Origin of the sequence: Priestia endophytica DSM 13796 (assembly GCF_900115845.1) — a bacterium.
GTDB classification, from domain to species: Bacteria; Bacillota; Bacilli; order Bacillales; family Bacillaceae_H; genus Bacillus_I; species Bacillus_I endophytica.
This window is the reverse complement of the sequence record NZ_FOXX01000003.1, coordinates 268,288-288,473: the sequence shown is the minus strand read 5'-3', so window position 1 is coordinate 288,473 and position 20,186 is coordinate 268,288. Positions and strand designations below refer to the sequence as shown.

General features: G+C 35.3%; 18 protein-coding genes. 17 read left to right on the top strand and 1 reads right to left on the bottom strand.

Annotated elements, in window-relative coordinates; all coding sequences use genetic code 11:
- Positions 1-50: 50 nt before the first annotated feature.
- The gene (locus tag BM012_RS08220) at positions 51-251 is read right to left on the bottom strand and encodes a cold-shock protein (protein WP_019395379.1); all 201 of its coding nucleotides are present in this window, start codon (positions 249-251) and stop codon (positions 51-53) included.
- Positions 252-723: 472 nt separating this feature from the next.
- Here BM012_RS08220 and BM012_RS08215 point away from each other — a divergent pair, with 472 nt between their 5' ends.
- The 17 genes from BM012_RS08215 (at position 724) to BM012_RS08140 (ending at position 19,918) form a co-directional block, all read left to right on the top strand.
- The gene (locus BM012_RS08215) at positions 724-2,175 is read left to right on the top strand and encodes a sugar porter family MFS transporter (RefSeq protein WP_061805093.1); all 1,452 of its coding nucleotides are present in this window, start codon (positions 724-726) and stop codon (positions 2,173-2,175) included.
- A 568-nt stretch (positions 2,176-2,743) separates the two neighbouring features.
- The gene (locus BM012_RS08210) at positions 2,744-3,694 is read left to right on the top strand and encodes an ABC transporter permease (RefSeq protein WP_061805094.1); all 951 of its coding nucleotides are present in this window, start codon (positions 2,744-2,746) and stop codon (positions 3,692-3,694) included.
- Positions 3,687-4,637: an iron chelate uptake ABC transporter family permease subunit gene (locus BM012_RS08205; RefSeq protein ID WP_061805095.1), complete on the top strand. Its 951-nt coding sequence runs from the start codon at positions 3,687-3,689 to the stop codon at positions 4,635-4,637. Before BM012_RS08210 ends, BM012_RS08205 begins: the two co-directional genes overlap by 8 nt.
- On the top strand, positions 4,634-5,395 hold the full coding sequence (locus BM012_RS08200; protein ID WP_061805096.1) for an iron ABC transporter ATP-binding protein: 762 nt from the start codon (positions 4,634-4,636) through the stop codon (positions 5,393-5,395). Before BM012_RS08205 ends, BM012_RS08200 begins: the two co-directional genes overlap by 4 nt.
- Positions 5,396-5,481: 86 nt before the next feature.
- Positions 5,482-6,435 carry a siderophore ABC transporter substrate-binding protein gene (locus BM012_RS08195; RefSeq protein ID WP_061805097.1) on the top strand — a complete coding sequence of 318 codons (954 nt, stop codon included), beginning with the start codon at positions 5,482-5,484 and terminating at the stop codon, positions 6,433-6,435.
- Between the two features lie 95 nt (positions 6,436-6,530).
- A complete protein-coding gene (locus BM012_RS08190) occupies positions 6,531-7,388 on the top strand; it encodes an AraC family transcriptional regulator (RefSeq protein WP_061805098.1) in 858 nt (285 codons plus the stop codon).
- 228 nt (positions 7,389-7,616) lie between these two features.
- Positions 7,617-8,903, top strand: coding sequence for an MFS transporter (locus BM012_RS08185; RefSeq protein ID WP_061805231.1), 1,287 nt, complete (start codon positions 7,617-7,619; stop codon positions 8,901-8,903).
- Positions 8,904-8,925: 22 nt separating this feature from the next.
- Positions 8,926-9,849 (top strand): TIM barrel protein, encoded by a 924-nt coding sequence (locus BM012_RS08180; RefSeq protein WP_061805099.1) that lies wholly within the window; start codon positions 8,926-8,928, stop codon positions 9,847-9,849.
- A gap of 32 nt (positions 9,850-9,881) precedes the next feature.
- On the top strand, positions 9,882-11,048 hold the full coding sequence (locus BM012_RS08175; RefSeq protein WP_061805100.1) for a Gfo/Idh/MocA family protein: 1,167 nt from the start codon (positions 9,882-9,884) through the stop codon (positions 11,046-11,048).
- 321 nt (positions 11,049-11,369) lie between these two features.
- Positions 11,370-12,269, top strand: a complete 900-nt coding sequence (gene iolE / locus BM012_RS08170) for a myo-inosose-2 dehydratase (RefSeq protein WP_061805101.1) — start codon at positions 11,370-11,372, stop codon at positions 12,267-12,269.
- A gap of 11 nt (positions 12,270-12,280) precedes the next feature.
- Complete coding sequence (locus BM012_RS08165) at positions 12,281-13,687, top strand: sugar porter family MFS transporter (RefSeq protein WP_061805102.1); 1,407 nt, start codon at positions 12,281-12,283, stop codon at positions 13,685-13,687.
- Positions 13,688-13,951: 264 nt separating this feature from the next.
- Positions 13,952-14,083, top strand: a complete 132-nt coding sequence (locus BM012_RS27050) for a hypothetical protein (RefSeq protein WP_264158229.1) — start codon at positions 13,952-13,954, stop codon at positions 14,081-14,083.
- Positions 14,080-15,600 (top strand): spore germination protein, encoded by a 1,521-nt coding sequence (locus tag BM012_RS08160; protein WP_061805103.1) that lies wholly within the window; start codon positions 14,080-14,082, stop codon positions 15,598-15,600. The genes BM012_RS27050 and BM012_RS08160 overlap by 4 nt, the downstream gene beginning before the upstream one ends.
- Before the next feature lie 30 nt (positions 15,601-15,630).
- Positions 15,631-16,737, top strand: coding sequence for a GerAB/ArcD/ProY family transporter (locus BM012_RS08155; RefSeq protein ID WP_061805104.1), 1,107 nt, complete (start codon positions 15,631-15,633; stop codon positions 16,735-16,737).
- Positions 16,715-17,941 carry a Ger(x)C family spore germination protein gene (locus tag BM012_RS08150; RefSeq protein ID WP_061805105.1) on the top strand — a complete coding sequence of 409 codons (1,227 nt, stop codon included), beginning with the start codon at positions 16,715-16,717 and terminating at the stop codon, positions 17,939-17,941. The genes BM012_RS08155 and BM012_RS08150 overlap by 23 nt, the downstream gene beginning before the upstream one ends.
- Positions 17,942-18,232: 291 nt before the next feature.
- Positions 18,233-19,102, top strand: a complete 870-nt coding sequence (gene fba / locus BM012_RS08145; RefSeq protein ID WP_061805106.1) for a class II fructose-1,6-bisphosphate aldolase — start codon at positions 18,233-18,235, stop codon at positions 19,100-19,102.
- 54 nt (positions 19,103-19,156) lie between these two features.
- The gene (locus BM012_RS08140) at positions 19,157-19,918 is read left to right on the top strand and encodes a DeoR/GlpR family DNA-binding transcription regulator (protein ID WP_061805107.1); all 762 of its coding nucleotides are present in this window, start codon (positions 19,157-19,159) and stop codon (positions 19,916-19,918) included.
- The last annotated feature ends 268 nt before the right edge of the window (positions 19,919-20,186 follow it).

Sequence of the window (20,186 nt, the reverse complement as noted above, 5' to 3'; positions counted from 1 at the left end):
CTTGAATGAATGCACAAAAAAAGCAGACTCAGAGGAGTCTGCTTTTATAATTATGCTTTTACAACGTTAGTTGCTTGTGGTCCGCGTTGGCCTTGTTCTACTTCAAACGTTACGTCTTGACCTTCGTCTAAAGATTTGAAACCTTCGCTTTGGATTGCAGAGAAGTGTACGAATACGTCGTCTCCACCTTCACGTTCGATGAATCCAAAACCTTTTTCTGCGTTAAACCATTTTACTTTACCTTGTTCCATAGTTGTTGCCTCCTCGTGCATTGTGCACATACGTTAATACTATCCTTGTCCAAATCTTAAGACGAAAATTACTTAACTTCTAGATTGTTGCCGAACAAAAATAATTCTTCTTAACTTTAACAGAAAGAAAGAGGAATTACAAGGAAAGAAAAGAGATAAAAATAAAATAAGTTTATCTTTTTTAAAAGTTGAGGAATTTTATTCTCTGAAATACCATTTGAAATTGAAGAGAAATATTATATTAGAAGGATATAAAGCGCTTTCTTTGAAAGAGTTTGTGAAATATTAAAATCCTTTCGAAAAGTGAATCGTTATTACAGCAACAAGTGATTTTTACGAAAAATCATAATCTATTTCTCGTAAATTGAATTCTTTTCACATGTTTTGTTTTTCTATCAAATTTTGTGGGTATAGTAAAAAACACAAGATACACATTTTACTAGTCGATATTAAAAAGATAGGAGCAGTGAACATGAATAACAATGGAAATGAAAAATCAACGCTGAGGATGATTATCCTCGTTGCTACGTTCGGTGGGCTTCTATATGGCTATGATACAGGAGTAGTAAATGGAGCCTTACCCTACATGTCTAGGGAAGATCAATTGAATCTTACTTCACTAACTGAAGGACTTGTAACAAGTGCTTTACTCTTAGGTGCAGCGTTTGGAGCCGTAATTAGCGGGAAATTATCGGATCGCTATGGACGTCGTACAACCCTTTTATATAGTGCTATTTTATTTTTTATTACAACGCTTGGATGCACGTTTGCTCCAAACGCAGCTGTTATGATTACTTTTCGCTTCTTATTAGGTCTTGCTGTTGGAGCAGCTTCAACAATTGTACCAGCATACTTAGCAGAAGTTTCTCCCGCTGAACGCAGGGGCGGAATTGTAACCCAAAACGAATTAATGATTGTAAGTGGTCAGCTTTTTGCTTTTACATTTAATGCCATTATCGGTAATACACTTGGCCAATATCCAAATATTTGGCGCTTTATGTTGCCGATTGCTGCTATTCCAGCTGTTATCTTATTCTTTGGAGGACTAAAACTTCCAGAAAGCCCGAGATGGCTTGTAGCAAAAGGAAAAAGAGAAAAAGCGCTATCTGTCTTAGAAAAGATGCGCACAAATGATCGTGCAAAAACAGAACTTCATGATATTGAAATGGCTATAAATCGTGAATCAGAAATTAAAAAGGCATCTTTTAAAGATTTAAAAATTACGTGGATTCGTCGTCTCATTTTGATTGGAATCGGAATTGCTGTTATTCAACAAATTACAGGTGCTAACTCTATTATGTATTATGGCACAGAAATCTTAAAAGATTCTGGATTAGGTACTGAAGCAGCTCTTATTGGAAATATTGCAAATGGCATTGTTTCTGTATTAGCAACTTTTGTTGGAATTTGGCTTCTTCAGCGAGTAGGTCGCCGAAAAATGTTGATGGGAGGCCTTATCGGCATTACAGTGACGCTGATTTTAATCGGAGTAAGCTCACTATTCTTAGAAGGAACAACTGCTCTACCTTACGTTGTTTTAGCCTTAACTGTTACGTTTTTAGCATTCCAACAAGGAGCTGTTTCTCCAGTAACATGGTTGATGCTTTCAGAAATATTCCCTCTACGATTAAGAGGGATGGGAATGGGGATTACAGTCTTTTGTCTCTTTACGGTCAACTTTCTCGTTGGCTTAACATTCCCAATGTTAAAAGGAGCAATCGGGCTATCCTCAACATTCTTTATTTTCGCAGTACTAGGTGTAGGCGCGCTTCTTTTCGTTAAAACGTGGGTTCCTGAAACAAAAGGAATGACGCTTGAACAACTTGAACAAAAGTTTCGTAACTATAACAAAAAGAAGCCAAAAGTGCTAAAAAAGACAGAAGATGTTCTTAACAGAAATAAAGAAAGCAACAACTATTTGTAGATCTTTTATGTTAAAAAAAGCACAAAGAAACATTTTTCGATGCAAAAAAGGTGCTCCATTATTGTTATATAGAAAGAAAAAGTAGCTCTTAACTAGAGCTGCTTTTTCTTGATCATACTTATTCTAATGAACTTTTCCTAACTGAAATTTGTACTGCATTAGGAAGTATATAAAAGGTATTTAATCGTATTAATGCTGTGCTAACAGCATAAGAATAAGTTAGCTCCCTAAAACAAAAGGAAGAATGTTATAGGAAACAAGTTCTGTTAAAGTAAGAAATAATAAAGGAAATTTTCATTATCTAGTAATATAGTTTTGATAGGTTTTAGAATAAAAAAAACTATTTTGTAAATAATCACTTGCATAAAACCGCTAATTCCGATAATATAAATTCATAGTTATACTTTATATGTCTTCTTCCAGAGTGGGGATAATGTCCCTTTTTGATGAAGAACATCCAAAATAATTCAAACGAATTATTTTATTTTTTAATATCAATTGAGAATGATTCTCTTTATTAAAAACATTATTTTCGAAAAATAACATATATAAAGGAAGAGTTTGGACAGTGAAGAAAAGGTATCTCGTTGCAGCACTAATCGTACTATCTCTTGTGTCCCTTTTTATTGGGGTTACAAACATTAGCCCTTTTGATATTAATAGTTGGACAAAAGACGAAATAGAAATTCTCCTTATCAGTCGAGTACCGCGGCTTATAAGCATTATCATTGCGGGAGTAAGTTTGAGTATTGCTGGACTTATTATGCAGCAGCTTACGCGGAATAAGTTCGTATCACCAACAACAGCAGGAACAATGGACTCGGCTCGCTTTGGTATTCTAATTTCTCTTATGCTGTTTTCCACAGCAGGGCCAATGGTAAAAATGCTTGTGTCCTTTTTATTTGCTTTGTTGGGCACGTTTATTTTTATGAAAATCTTAGACAGAATAAAATTTAAAGACAAAATTTTCATCCCACTTGTTGGCCTTATGTTTGGAAATATTGTGAGCTCTATCACAACATTTTTCGCTTATAAAAATGATCTTATTCAAAACATTGCATCATGGCTTCAAGGAGATTTTTCTACCATCATTACAGGGCAATATGAACTCATCTACATAAGTGTTCCTATTATGATCTTAGCCTACATTTATGCAAATAAGTTTACAATCGCCGGAATGGGTGAAGATTTTGCAGTTAATTTAGGCTTGAATTATAAAAAAGTCGTGAACATCGGTCTTATTATCGTTGCTTTAATCTCATCCGTTGTTTTACTAACGGTTGGAATGATTCCTTTCTTAGGACTTATTGTTCCAAATATTGTGTCAATTTATGCTGGAGATAACTTAAAAAAGACGCTTTCTCATACAGCATTAGTTGGAGCCATTTTTGTTCTCCTATGCGATATTTTAGGAAGAGTCATCATTTATCCATACGAGATTTCAATAGGTTTAATGGTAGGGGTTATTGGAAGCGGAATTTTTCTGTACATGTTAATTAGGAGAAAGGCATATGAGTAATCGAATTAAACTTCTTATTTTATCTATAGCAGCTATTACACTAATTTCTATTTTCTTATTTTATCAAACAGGTGGAAATTGGGATTATATTTTACCAAGAAGAATTACCAAGATCTTAGCAATTGTTTTAACCGGTTATTCTATTGCGGTTTCTACCGTTATCTTTCAAACGATTACAAATAATCGGATTTTAACGCCGAGTATTCTAGGACTAGATTCGCTTTATCTTCTTGTACAAACGGTAATTATATTTGTGCTTGGTTCTATGAATGCCGCCGTGATGAACCCAAACATTAATTTTATTCTTTCCATTGTCTTTATGGTGCTTTTTACAAGCATCCTTTATAAGATATTGTTCAAAAAAGAAGGAAACAACAACATCTATTTTCTTTTGCTTGTTGGGTTAATATTTGGAACGTTCTTCCAAAGTATCTCTTCTTTTATGCAAGTACTCATTGATCCGAACGAGTTTTTAATTGTGCAAGATAAGATGTTTGCAAGTTTCAATAATGTGCAAGTCGAGCTTCTTGTTTTCGCAGGTGTTCTCGTTATCTTACTTTCTCTCTATCTATTCCGTTTCTTTAAGTATTTAGATGTACTTGGGTTAGGAAGAGATGAAGCAGTCAATCTAGGGGTTCCCTACGATCGTGTTGTGAAGCAACTTCTTATTATTGTAGCGATTTTTATCTCTATTTCTACAGCACTTGTTGGACCTATTACATTTTTAGGGTTGCTTGTTGTAAATATCGCTTATGAAATGTTTAAAACATACAAACATTCCTATTTACTTGTTGGTTCTTCATTAATTAGTATTGTAGTTCTCGTCGGAGGATTGTTACTTGTTGAACGATTATTTACATTTTCCACAACGCTTAGTGTGATTATCAACTTTATTGGTGGAACCTATTTTCTTTATCTTTTATTAAAGGGGAGTAAATCATGATTGAAGTGAAAAATGTCTCTAAAGCATATGGTTCAAAAAAAGTCGTAGAAAACGTTTCGATTAACGTTGAAAAAGGAAAGATTACGTCTTTTATTGGTCCGAATGGAGCCGGTAAAAGTACGCTTCTATCAATGATTAGCCGCATTCTTTCTAAAGAAGAAGGAGAGATTGAGATTGATGGAAAAGAAGTGAGCGAGTGGAAGAGCACTGAGCTTGCTAAAAAGATTTCTATTTTGAAGCAAACAAATCACCTGACAATGCGACTTACAATCCGAGAGCTTGTTTCCTTTGGGAGATTTCCTTATTCCCAAGGAAAGCTCACAAAAGAAGATTGGAAGTATGTAGATGAAGCCATTCAATATATGGAGCTTGAGAATATTCAGCACAAATATATTGATCAACTTAGCGGTGGACAGCGCCAGCGCGCTTATATCGCAATGGTCATTGCTCAAAATACTGAATATATTTTGCTTGATGAACCGCTCAATAACTTGGATATGAAGCATTCTGTTCAAATTATGAAAGTATTAAGAAGACTTGTTGATGAACTTGGAAAAACGGTGATTATCGTTATTCATGACATTAACTTTGCTTCTTGTTACTCTGACTATATTGTAGCTTTGAAAGATGGAAAAGTTGTCGAAGAAGGAGCAACAGCTACTATCATTTCTGAAGAAGTATTGGAAGACATTTATGATATGCATATTCCAATACAAACAATTAATGGTAATAAAATTGGCGTTTATTTTTCAGCCTAGTATTTCATAATGAGGAAAATGGTTGAGGTGATTTTCATAAAAGGTCATCTCAGCTATTCATATAAAATTTTTTAGAGGTGAAAGACATGAGAAAGTTCCTATCTATCTTTTTAGTCGCTCTTGTTGCACTAGTAGTTGCAGCGTGCGGCTCAAACAATGAAAGTTCGTCAAGTAAAGCGGACGAAGAAAAAAGCAGTAAAACAGAGGAAATTACTGTTAAACATAAGCTTGGAGAAACAAAAGTTACGAAAAACCCTGAAAAAGTTGTTGTATTTGACTTTGGTGCTCTAGATTCTTTAGATGAGCTAGGTGTAGACGTAGCAGGAGTTCCACAGGACAGCATACCATCATACTTATCAAAATATGAAGAGAAAAAGTATGAGAATGTTGGAGGCTTAAAAGAACCAGACTTCGAGAAAATCAGCGAAATTAATCCAGATTTAATTATCATTTCAGGTCGTCAAGCAAGCCAATATGAAGAGTTTTCAAAAATCGCTCCAACAATTGACCTTGAGCTTGATACAACAAAATACATGGATTCATTTGAGCAAAATCAAGAAACATTAGGAAAAATCTTTGGTAAAGAGAAAGAAGTAGAAAAGAAAATTGCTGATGTAAAAGCAAAAATGACTGAAGTGAAAGAAAAAGCAGAGAAATCGAATAAAACAGGCTTAATTGTATTAGCAAACGAAGGAAAAATCAGTGCTTATGGTCCAAACTCTCGCTTTGGTATTATTCACGATGAGCTAGGCGTAAAACCTGCTGATCCTAACATTGAAGCTTCTACACATGGACAAAGTGTTTCATTTGAATATATTTTAGAAAAAAACCCAGACTACTTGTTTGTGATCGATCGCAGTGCTGTAGTAGGTGGGGAAGCTTCAGCTAAAAAGACGATTGAAAATGATCTTGTAAAGAAAACAAATGCATATAAAGAAGACCATATTATTTACCTTAATCCAAACTACTGGTACTTATCAGGTGGAGGACTGCTTTCAGTACCTGAAATGGCCAAGGAAGTAGAAGAAGGATTAAAATAAAAAACAGGTGCCTCGCTTCATAAGCGAGGCACTATTTTTTTCCACCATTTTAACCTTATAATAACCTTATATAATGAAAAACTGGAGGAATAGAGATGAGTCAGTATTTTATTAACTCGATGAGTAGATCACATTTTAAAAATGGAGCAACTCCTCAGCTTGTACATATGTGCAACGTAGAAACGAAACATACGATGTGGCCTCGTGTATTGCATATGCATGAAGATATAATGGAAATTGTATTTATTAAAGAAGGAAGCGGATTTCATCTTATCGGAGAAAAGCAGTATTCTGTATGTGAAGGAGATATATTGATTTATAATAGCAATGTTCTTCACGACGAATATACGAATCAGGATCAAAATATGAGTGTTTACTGCTGTGGGATTTCAAATTTACATATAGAAGGGTTGCCTGCAAATCATCTTGTATCTCAAAATCAATCGTATGTATTAAGCAGCGGGGAAAAGAGAGAAGAAATCGAGAATCTTCTTCAAATTATGTTTTCCCAAGTTCAAAAAGGTGAAGATGGGTATGAAGAAACATGTCATTACCTACTATGCGCTCTTATTTCAATCATTTTACAAATTTCTCAAGAAAATGCTTCTTTGCCAAGAGAAGAAGAATCCGTTTTATTTAATCAAATTAAAAGCTACATTGATAAATATTATAGAGAGGAGCTTACACTAGCATCTATTGCTAAAGATCTTTCTATAAGTTCCTATTATTTAGCTCATTTATTCAAGAAAGAAACGGGATTTTCACCAATTCAATACATAATGCGACGGAGAATTGGAGAAGCACAATCATTGCTCATTAATACCAATTACAATGTAACGATGATTGCTGGCATAGTTGGATATGATAATCCAAACTACTTTACAACCCTTTTTTCTAAAATAGTTGGAATGTCACCAAAAAAATATCGTCAGCTTTGGAGCATCAGTCCTTAATTTATCTATTTGTGTAGCGCTTTCATTATAAAGCAAGATAGTAAACTTTCTCTCAAAAATAAGTTCAAAATAATAGGTTTTACTCATGAATTTCAGCAATAATGTGAAGGATTTTAAGCTTCCCTCTCTTTATACTGAATATAAGCGAAATAAGTAGATGAAAAAGTGAGTAGAGCGCTTTTTTGATAACTATTTGTATACGCTTTCTTTTAGGGGGGGAAGACAGTGATGAACGAACGGGGGATAAAGAGAGAAGGAATTTGGAGTAAAGTAGGAATACCGTCTTCTTTAAAATGGGGATATTTAGGAATGATTATCTTTATGATTGGAGATGGGTTAGAACAGGGATGGCTTTCGCCTTATCTTGTTGAACAGGGGATGTCTGTTACACAGTCAGCGAACTTGTTTGCGGCTTATGGACTTGCTGTTGGAATTGCAGCATGGATTTCTGGTGTAACAGCTCAAATTTGGGGAGTCCGTAAAACAATGTGGTTTGGTTTTATGATGTTTATTCTTGCATCCATACCATTTGTCATGTTTGGCGTAGTACAGCTTAATTATCCAGTTATGCTAATTACCTACGTATTACGAGGGTTTGGATATCCCCTTTTTGCATACTCTTTTGTTGTTTGGATTACATATCGTGCTGAAAATAAAATATTAGCTCGATCTGTAGGCTGGTTCTGGTTTGTGTTTACATGTGGATTAAACGTAATTGGTCCATTCTATTCTAGTATGATGATTCCTGTGATTGGACATATTAACATTCTTTATACAGGAATACTGTTTGCTGCTATTGGCGCTGTCTTAGCTTTAGTTATAAACAAAGACGAAATTATACTGAGGAACAAAAACACAAACTCTATGTCTTCAGAACTACTGCACGGATTTGTATATATGTTTAAAAATCCTCGGATAGGAATTGGAGCTATCGTTAAAATTATCGGAACATTAGGACAATATGGTTTTGCTATCTTTCTGCCAAGCTACATGGTGACGTACGGATATTCAACAGAAGAGTGGTTGAAAATTTGGTCTTCTATCTTTGCCGTTAATATTTTATCAAATATTTTGTTTGGCTTTATTGGGGATAAACTGGGATGGCGTAAAACAATCATCTTATTTGGGTCAGTAGGGTGTGCTCTTTCGACAATAGCTCTTTATATTGCCCCAATGATCATTGGTCATCACTTTTTCGCTATGCTTTTTATTGCTTGTTTATTTGGATTCTTCCTTGCTGGATTTGTACCAATTACAGCTTTGATACCGTCCATGGCGCCTCCTGAAGATAAAGGAGCGGCAATGTCTGTTCATAATTTAGGTTCTGGATTAAGTGTGTTTGTCGCTCCATTTATTGTGAGTTTGCTTATTGAACCTTTTGGGGTGGGAATTGTGATTTATACATTTGCAGCTCTTTATCTATTAAGCGGAGTTTTAACAACATTTTTAAAAACACATGAAGAAATGCTAGAAAGTCAACAAAAAATCGATCAAAGTATCTCTATTTCAAAATAACAATCTGTAGGAGGGAATTTATATGACTATTAAAATTGCTGGAGCGCCTTGTTGTTGGGGTGTTGATGATCCAAAAAATCCATACTTGCCTCCATGGGAACTTGTCTTAGAAGAAGCATCACAAGCTGGATATAAAGGAATTGAGCTTGGGCCTTATGGATATATTCCAATGAACATTAAGAAAGTCAAAGAAGAACTTGCAAAACACGGTTTAACAATTATTGCGGGAACTATTTTTGATAACTTAGTTGATGAAGAAAATGTAGGAAACTTACTGCATCAAGTAGATGATATATGTTCACTTATTACCCAATTACCACAAGTGCCACAAGTACAAGGTCAGCATTTCAAAACACCATATCTTGTCATTATTGATTGGGGACATGATGAAAGAGATTATAGAGCAGGACATTTTGACAAAGCAGAACGTTTATCGGCAGAGAGATGGGCTGGCATGATGAAAAACATTAGAACCCTTTCCCAATATGCGCGAGACAAGTATGGCATTCGTCCTGTTATTCATCCTCATGCTGGTGGATACATTGAGTTTGAAGATGAAATAACAAAGCTTATGGAAGATATTCCTTATGAAACAGCTGGCTTATGTTTAGATACAGGTCATTTATATTATTCTAAAATGGATCCTTATTTATGGATCAAAGACTGTGCTGATCGCTTAGATTACGTTCACTTCAAAGATATTAATTTAGAAATATATAAAGAAGTGATGAATGAAAAAATCCGCTTTTTTGATGCTTGCAAAAAAGGCGTCATGTGCCCTATTGGACAAGGAATCATTGATTACTCATCAATTCATGAATTATTAAAAGAAATTGATTATCACGGATATATCACAATTGAACAAGAGCGAGATCCGAGAAACTATAGTACAAGTTTACGAGATGTAAAACAAAGTGTTGATTATTTAACAAGCGTTGGTTATTAACATAATGGAAGCTAACAAAGGAGGAAATACAGATGATTAATGGAGAAAAGAAAATTAAACAACCAATTCGCTGGGCAATGGTAGGGGGAGGACGTGGAAGTCAAATCGGCTACATCCATCGATCCTCTGCTCTTAGAGACCATAACTTCCAACTTGTTGCAGGTGTTTTTGATATTGATCCTGTGAGAGGAAAAGATTTTGGAATCAACATTCATGTTGATCCTAAGCGTTGTTATCAAGATTATCAAACGCTATTTCGAGAAGAAGCAAAGCGAGAAGACGGTATTCAAGCAGTTTCCATTGCAACTCCAAATGGAACACACTATGAAATATGCAAGGCGGCGTTAAATGCAAATCTTCATGTTGTATGTGAGAAACCCCTTTGCTTTACAACAAAAGAGGCAGAAGAATTAGAAGCACTTTCAAAAGAAAAAAATCGAATTGTAGGAATAACTTATGGTTATTCAGGACATCAGGCAATTGAACAAGCCCGTCAAATGATTGAAAATGGAGACCTTGGGGAAATTAGAATCGTAAACATGCAGTTTGCTCATGGTTTTCATTCAGAGGAAATTGAAGTTGATAATCCAAGTACAAAATGGCGAGTTGATCCAAAAGTTGTTGGGATGAGTTATGTTTTAGGAGATGTAGGAACACATCCTTTATATCTCTCAGAAGTGATGTTACCAGATATGAAAATCAGAAAGCTATTGTGTACTCGCCAAAGTTTTGTGAAAAATCGTGCTCCTCTTGAGGATAATGCTTATACAATTATGGAATATGATAATGGAGCTGTCGGCACAGTTTGGTCCTCTGCTGTTAATGCAGGTTCGATGCACGGTCAAAAAATTCGCGTTATTGGTTCAAAAGCAAGTATTGAATGGTGGGATGAGCAACCAAATCAGCTTCGTTATGAAATACAGGGCAAGCCGGTGCAAATTTTAGAGCGCGGCATGAACTACCTCTACGAATCAGCTTTGATAGAGGACCGAATTGGTGGAGGACATCCTGAAGGTTTGTTTGAAGCATGGTCTAACTTATACACACGCTTTGCAGAAGCAATGGAAGCAGCAGATGAAGGGAAAGAGTACACGGGTATTTGGTATCCTGGAATCGAAGCAGGTGTTGAAGGAGTTCGATGGGTTGAAAATTGCGTTCGTTCAGCTAACGAAGGAGCAGTATGGGTAGAGTATCAATAACCATATACAAGGAATGAAAAAGAAAAAGCTTGTTCAGAAAATGAACAAGCTTTTTCTTTTTTAATAGATTAGAAAACTTTTATGAAAAGAGATTTAATGAAAGTTTACTTTTCATAGGGGTGTAAAGAAATAGGAGTTGATGGAAAAATTCTGATTTTTTTGTTGACTGAAAGCGCTTTTAATATTAAAATTAAAAACAAGTTAACCAATAGGTGACAAAGAGATAACAAAAAGTTAGTATTTTTCTTGTTTTTTTATCTCTGAAAGCGTATTCAGTTAGAAAGAGAAATGAAAACACGTTACATGAAAGAGGGAGAACAGATGAAAACAGAGGATATTTTATGGGGGATTGCTCCAATAGGTTGGAGAAATGATGATATTCCTGAAATTGGCGCGGAAAATACATTGCAACACTTGTTGAGTGATATTGTCGTAGCGGGGTTTCAAGGTACGGAAGTTGGCGGTTTTTTTCCTGAAGCCAAAATTCTAAATAAAGAGCTTGAACTTCGTAATTTAAAAATAGCTGGTCAATGGTTCAGCAGCTTCATTATTCGTGATGGAATAGAGAAGGTAGAACAAGATTTTCATCAATATTGCAAATTCCTTCAAGAGGTACGAGCAGATGTTGCTGTTGTATCAGAACAAACATATAGTGTTCAAGGTACAGATAAAAATGTTTTTGATGAAAAACCGTATTTTACAGATGAAGAGTGGTATGTTTTATGCTCTGGATTAAACAGATTAGGTGAAATTTCTGGTGAGTATGGGTTAAAGCTAGTTTATCACCATCATATGGGAACAGGAGTTCAAACGCTAAGTGAGATTGATCGCTTAATGGAAAATACGAATCCAAATGTCGTTCATCTTCTTTATGATACAGGTCATATTTACGTATCAGATGGAGATTATATGACGCTTTTGCATAAGCATATCAACCGTATTCGACATGTTCACTTTAAAGATGCAAGAAGAGAAATAATGGAGAGATGCAGAAAAGAAGGAAAATCGTTTCAACAGTCGTTTCTAATGGGTATGTTTACAGTACCTGGAGATGGATGCGTTGATTTTACAGAAGTTTATCAAACTCTCCTTGAATACAACTACACAGGATGGATTGTTGTCGAAGCAGAACAAGATCCATCAGTTGCACATCCTTTAGAATATGCTTTAATAGCTAGAAAGTATATTAACGAGAAGCTCAATCCACTTGTAAAAAGATAGGAGAGGTTGATATGAATCGAAATTCCTCATTGAGTATGGTCATTATTATTTCAACGTTTGGCGGTCTTCTTTTTGGTTATGATACAGGAGTTATTAACGGGGCATTGCCTTATATGTCAGAAAAAGGCCAACTTGATTTAAATTCTGTTACACAAGGTCTTGTAACAAGTGCCCTACTCTTTGGTGCTGCATTTGGTGCCATTTTTGGTGGAAGGCTTTCAGATCATCATGGTAGGCGTACAAACATTTTATATCTTGCTGTTTTATTCTTTATTTCAACATTAGGATGTACATTTGCTCCGAACGCTACTGTCATGATTATTTCTCGCTTTGTACTAGGACTTGCTGTAGGGGGAGCTTCTGTAACGGTTCCTGCATATTTAGCAGAAGTGTCTCCATCTGAAAGAAGAGGTCGAATCGTAACTCAAAATGAACTTATGATTGTAACTGGTCAACTTTTAGCGTTTACGTTTAATGCTATTCTCGGTACAACACTTGGACACAATCCAGAAGTTTGGCGCTATATGCTTCCAATTGCTGCGGTTCCAGCTGTTATTCTTTTCTTCGGTATGTTAAAAGTTCCTGAAAGTCCAAGATGGCTTGTTTCAAAAGGAAGAAGTCAAGAAGCATTAACAGTTTTAGAAAAAATGCGTGAGAAAAAACGAGCTAAAGAAGAAGTATTAGAAATTGAAACAGCGTTTAAACAAGAAGAGAACATGAAGAAAGCAACATTAAAAGATCTTTCTGTTCCATGGATTCGCCGCCTCATTTTTATCGGTATTGGGATTGGGGTTGTTCAACAAATCACAGGTGTTAACTCAATTATGTATTATGGAACTGAAATTCTAAAAGATTCAGGGTTTGGAACAGAGGCAGCTCTTGTTGGGAATATTGCCAATGGTGTTATTTCCGTTCTAGCTACGTTTGTCGGAATTTGGCTGCTTGGTAAAGTTGGGCGTCGTCCAATGCTTATTACAGGGCTTATTGGTACAACATCAGCACTTCTTTTAATTGGAATTCTTTCCTTAACGCTTGAAGGGTCACCGGCTCTTCCATATGTTGTTCTAACGTTAACAGTCACGTTTCTAGCATTCCAGCAAGGAGCTGTTTCGCCTGTAACATGGCTCATGCTTTCAGAAATTTTCCCGCTTCGCATGCGTGGAATGGGAATGGGAATTACCGTGTTTTGCCTATGGATTGCCAACTTCCTTGTTGGCTTAACATTCCCAATCTTGCTCGCTGCTATTGGACTTTCTACAACGTTCTTCGTTTTTGTTGTATTAGGAATTGTAGCTATTACATTTGTGAAAAAAGCTCTTCCTGAGACAAAAGGTCTTACACTAGAGCAAATTGAGGAAAACTTCAGAAACTATAAACAAGCTCCTGCTATAGCAGACAAAGAAGTTATCTCAAAATAAATAACTGAAGATTCTATTATTTTTAATCTTGAGGAACGAATAAGAGTGGTGAAAGTTCTAATTTCATTGTGAGATCAACCATCATAAAGTCTTTCGTAAGAAGTAATGAGGAATATAAGCGAAAAAGGTTTTCTGGAAACTTCCAGAAAACCTTTTTGCTTTGTTTAGATTGAAAAATGAATAGCTTTGTATAAGAGGTACGTTCGCTTCTTATACTAATTGAAACTAGTAAAGATGTAACTACCAATTTATAAGGTGATGAACATGTGGAAAACAATAGTGAATTATATCCCAGAATGGACGGCTTTTGTTCAGGCATTTATTGTCTTTATTGTTCCGTACGGTATTTATAAGGTGTTTGAATGGATTCAGCGTGAAGAAGAAGGTGAAGTATGAAAGATCAACAACAGAAAGGTAAAAAGACGGAGAATAAGAAGCAACAAAGAGAAGCTAGTAAAAACAAATGCGAAATAGATGTTGACTTGCTTCAAGAGGAAATAGGTCATAATTCAGATGTTCAGTTTAGAGATTTTTTTCTTGGCTGTAAAAATATTAAAGCTTCCCTCATTTATATAACAGGTTTGGCTGACAAAGATTTAATTGATAGACATATTATGCCATCGCTTATGAATCGTTTTTTCGACCTTGATGAAGTAGAAAGAATAGCTTTGCCGTCTTTTATTAAAGACAACGTTTTATCGATTAGCGATGTCAAAGAGGAGACTTCTGTAAACGAAGTAGTTTCAAAAATTTTATCCGGTTCAGCAGTTCTTCTTATCCATGGATTACCTTCTGTCCTTATATTAGGAACGGAAAAGCTAAAAACAAGAACAATTGAGGAACCGATCTCAGAAGCTGTTGTAAGAGGACCTCGAATTGGCTTTACAGAGTCATTAGATGACAATACGTCAATACTGAGAGGCTACGAACATATTGAAAAATTATCTTTTGTACCGTTTCAAGTCGGAAAACGTGCCAAGCGAAACTTAGTTGTTGCATATGTTGAGGAAATTACCAATCCTGAGCTTATAGAAGAGGTTGAAAAAAGAATAAAAAAGATTAATCTTGATAATGTTCCAGAATCAGGATACGTTGAACAACTTATTGAAGATAATTACCTTAGCCCGTTTCCGCAGCTTCAAAGCACTGAGCGCCCTGACAGAGTTGTTGCAGCTTTAATGGAAGGAAGGGTCGCCATTTTATTAGAAGGAACACCGTTTGCCTTAATTGCTCCTGTAACGTTTAGCATGATGCTGCAATCTCCTGAAGACTATTATGAAAGATGGATTGCAGGTACTTTTATTCGCTTATTGCGATATTGTGCCGTATTCCTTGCTCTCTTTACTCCTGCTTTATATATTGCATTTATTTCTTTTCATCCAGGTTTGATTCCAACAAAGCTAGCGGTTTCTATTATTAGTACTCGATCTGGAGTGCCTTTTCCATCTCTTATTGAAGCATTATTTTTGGAAATTGCCATTGAAATATTAAGAGAGGCAGGCTTACGATTACCAAAACCAATTGGACCTGCCATGGGCATTGTTGGAGGTCTTATTATTGGAGAAGCTGCTGTGCAAGCTGGAATTGTTAGTCCTATATTAGTTATTGTTGTAGCTTTGACCGCAATTTCCTCTTTCACTATTCCCCAATACAATGCAGGGATACCACTGCGGATTCTTCGTTTTGTAGCGATGCTTTGTGCAGCAGTTCTTGGTCTCTATGGAGTTATTCTTTTCTTTTTGTTTCTGATCAGTCATGTTGTAAAGTTAAAAAGCTTTGGAGTTCCTTATTTAAGCCCTGCTGTTCCTTATCGATTAAGTGAATGGAAAGATTTAATGATAAGAATGCCTCTTATGATTATGAAAAAGCGACCAAAAATGATGAACCCGAAAGATTCGACGCGTGAAAACTAACTCTTTTGGCAAAAGGAGGTTCAGCTTGCGATGCTAAGGCCGATTGATCGTCTGACAACCCCTCAAACAGTGATTATTTGTACAAATTTCATTCTTGGAACTGGTATATTAACATTGCCAAGAACTGCGCTAGAGAAAGTAAAAACCCCTGACATTTGGCTAACTATTATTATAGCAGGACTAATTTCCATGGCAGTTGGCCTTATTATCATAAAATTGAATGAACAGTTTCCTGAAAAAAGCTTTTATGAATATAGTGGAGAAATTATGGGGAAATGGATGGGAAAAATCTTTAACTTTCTCTTTATTTCTTATTTTCTTCTTATTTGTGGGTTTCATTTACGTTCTTTAGTAATGGTTACATCGTATTTTTTGTTAGAAGGAACGCCTTCGTGGGCTATTATGATGCCGTTTATGTGGCTGAGTGTTTATTTAGCAGTCGGAGGAATCAATCCGATTGCGCGTGTATTTGAAATTATTTTTCCAATTACCGTTATTTTGCTTCTTCTTGTTCTATTAATGAGCTTAAAATTATTTGAAGTAGATTATATTCGGCCTTTCTTAGGTTCAGGAATACTTCCAGTGCTACATGGTATTAGAACGACTTCACTTTCCTTTACAGGTTTTGAAATTTTTCTGTTTATCGGAGTGTTTATGAAAAATCGGAAGAAAGCTAAAAAAGCCGTATTGTTTGGGATAGGCATTCCGGTTGTTCTCTATATTATCACGGTGATCCTTGTCATAGGTGCGCTATCTATTGATGGAGTGTTAGGAAGAACATGGCCAACTATTACGCTTATTAGAAGTTATGAAATAACGGGATTAATTTTTGAACGGTTTGATTCTTTATTTCTAGTTGTATGGATTATGCAAATGTTCGCCTCTTTTAATATTAGTCATTATGTTGCATCACTCGGATTAGCAAAAACAACGCATAAGGATAGAAAGCTTTTTGTGTATGTTACGCTTCCTCTTATTTATGTTATTGCTATGATTCCTAAAAATGTTGACGATGTTTTTCATCTCGGTGATTTTGTGGGAAATATTGCTCTTTTATTAATAGGGGTATTACCGTTCATTTTACTTGTAATTTTAAAAATGAAAGGAAAGAAATATGAAGAACAACCATCATCATAAACGTAGAGGAAGGAGAAGGTGTGTTATTGTTTCTGTGCTTATGTTAATCATCCTTACAGGGTGCTGGAGCAGTCACGAAATTGAAGAACAAAGCTTAGGGGTAGGGTTAGCTTTAGATAAAGCAAAAGAATCAGAAATCGAAAGAAAATTAGATGAACAAGAAAATATGTCAGACAATAAAAAGATGATTACATCAACATATCAAATTATTACTTCTCAAGTTGCGCGTTCTACAAATACTCAAGCAGATCCTACTCAAAAGTCTTATATGAATGTGAGTGAAACAGGAAACTCTATTCACGAAATGGTGCGAAACGTTTCATTAGAAAACGATACGCCCATTATGAGCTATCATATGAAAGTGATTGTTATTAGTCAAAAGCTTGCTTCAAAGTATAGTCTTGAAAAACTGTTAGATCAAGACCTTCGTGATAATGATTTTAGACCAAGCTGTCTTGTTTTAATTAGTAATGGAAGAGCAAGCAACACGTTGAAATCTAATGTTCCGGGAGAAACTCCAGCTTTTCGCTTAGCAGGAATTGTAGACAACAGCTATCGTACAACAAAAATTCTGGCGCCTGTGACTCTTGTAAAAATTGAAAGTAAGCTGCGAACAAACGCTAGTTTCCTGCTCCAAAATGTTCAAGCTGAAAAAGGAAAAGTGAAATTTGGAGGAGCAGCTATTGTAGATGGAAAAACAAAAAAAGTGATAGGGATATTAGATGAACAGGATCTTGAAGGGATTACATGGATGACTGGAAAAGGAAAAGGAGGAACAGTTGAAAGCGTTCATAAAAAAGGGGAAGAGCTAGTTGTATATGAGGTTATCTCTATGAAAAGCAAAATTAAACCACATATCAAAGGTGGGGAAATATCTTTTGACGTTAAAGTAAGTTCTAAAGGTCGGTTATCTGAAAGATGGTCAAAATCTGATACAGCCTCTACTAAGAACGTTCTAAAAAAGGTAGAAATTTTAACTGAAAAAGAAATTGAAAAAAAAATAAAAAACTCTGTTGAGAAGATGCAGGGGAAATACAAAGTTGATATTGCGGGATTCGGAGAGCAGTTAAGAATTCACTACCCGAAAACATGGGATAAGGTAAAAGATAATTGGGATGAGATATTTAGCGGAAGTTCTGTACGTTATAAAGTCGACGTAGAAGTTGAAGGTTATGGAACATCAACAGAAACAAAAAAGGGATAAAAAGAGAACTTTCTTTCCAAATAAGAGAAAGTTTTCTTTGTGTTTATTTTATCCCTATAAACTTAACCAAAAGAGGAGAGTTCTTTGCTGGAAAGGAAAAAAATATTGACTGATAACGCTTTTATACTTATGATAAGAATAGATATAACCAAAACATAACCAAGAATTAATAATAAAGTGATAATATTGAAAGTTAATTCTAATTTTTAAAAGTTTTAATGAAAGTGCTTACAATGTATTTGTTTTTAAGTAAGTTTAAATTTAATACTTTGATAGAAGAGGTGCTGTATAATGACGGTAGTGCAAACGAAACTAATTTCAATGAAAGAAATACTAGTAAAAGCGAAAGAAGAAAAATATGCAGTTGGACAATATAACATTAATAGTTTGCAATGGATACAAGCTATTTTACAGGCAGCAGAGGAAGAACAAGCCCCTGTTATTGCGGCTGCATCAGATCGTCTTGTAGATTATCTCGGTGGATTTAAAACAATCTCAGCAATGGTGAGAGCCCTTGTCGAAGAGATGAATATTACTGTTCCTGTTGTTTTACATCTTGATCATGGAAGCAGTTTTGAACGGTGTAAAGAAGCTATTGATGCAGGTTTTAGCTCTGTTATGTTTGATGGTTCTCATTCTCCAATTGATGAAAATATTGCTGTTACTAAAAAAGTAGTCGAGTATGCTCATGCAAGAGGAGTTTCAGTTGAAGCAGAAGTGGGAACTGTTGGTGGTATGGAAGATGGACTTTTTGGTAATATAGTGTATGCAGACCCTCAAGAATGTTTGCGTCTTGTACAAGAGACAGGAGTAGATGCGTTGGCTGCTGCGCTTGGCTCTGTTCATGGTCAATACAAAGGAGAGCCAAAGCTTGGGTTTGAAGAAATGAAGGTCATTTCAAACTTAACGAATGTTCCTCTCGTATTACATGGTGGTTCTGGAATTCCAAATTATCAAATTCAAAAGGCTATTGACTATGGTCATGCTAAAATCAACGTAAATACAGAATGTCTCATGTCATGGACAAAAGCCGTTCGTAACGCTCTTGAACAAAATACAGAAACATATAATCCACATGATTTCTTAATTCCTGGAAAAGAAGCTGTTATGAATACAGTAAAAGAAAAAATGAGAGAATTTAAAACGAGCGGCAAAGCATAAAAGGGAAAGTGGACATTTATGAACTCAATATTATAAAAGAATAGGAAGATAGAAATGTTAAAAGCTAAACGAATTCAACAAATTCAAGACTACGTTCTTGAACATCAGTCCGTCTCTTTAGATGAGCTTGTAACTGTATTTGACGTTTCTAAAAATACTATTCGAAGAGATGTACAAATGCTCGTTGATCAAGGGGTAGTAAAAAAAGTATATGGTGGAGTTGCGGTTGATCATGCTCAGCTTGAGTCATTTAACGATCGAAAAACCCGCAATCAGCTTGCAAAGCAAGCAATTGCTAAAGAAGCGGCAGATTATGTAGAGGATGGAGACGTTATTTTTATCGACTCAGGTACAACAACGCTTGAGATGTTAGAGTTTGTGAAAAATAAAAATATAACCGTTATTACAAACAATCTTGATTTCATTGTATATGCCCTTCCTTATGAGAATTTAAAAGTCATTTCAACGGGTGGGGCACTTGAACGTGAAACAAAATCATTTTCAAGTTTTAAAAACATGGACTTATTAAAAACGTATAACGTGAACAAAGCTTTCATGGCTTCAACAGGTGTTTCCATTTCCAACGGGGTTACAAACTCTTCTCCTGTTGAAAGTGAAATTAAACAAGCCGTTGTAAGGAGAAGTGTTGAAGTGTTTTTACTTATTGATCATACAAAGTTTGATAAGTATGCGCTTATTACGTATTGTGAATTAGCGGAGTTAGATTATTTAATTACAGATGCTTCGCCAAATGAAAGCTATGGAAACTACGCAGAAAGAAATAACATAAATATTGTAATTGCTCAAAATGATTAGAGAATGATATGAAAAAGGGCATCCATTTCTTATGGATGCTCGATCATAAAGAGTATATTTTAATAGTAGAAATTTTTAAAAAAAGGTTTACAAAAACGTTTTCATATTATACACTAAGACCATAGAAGAAAGCGTTTTATTATTAAATTAATGAAATCGATTTCAGAAAAGTTTCACTTTATCTCTACAAATCCTAAGTTATCTGTTAAGTTGTAAAGTTGCTAAATATGACAGCGTCCAACAAAAAGGATTAAAAAGTGACAAGGAG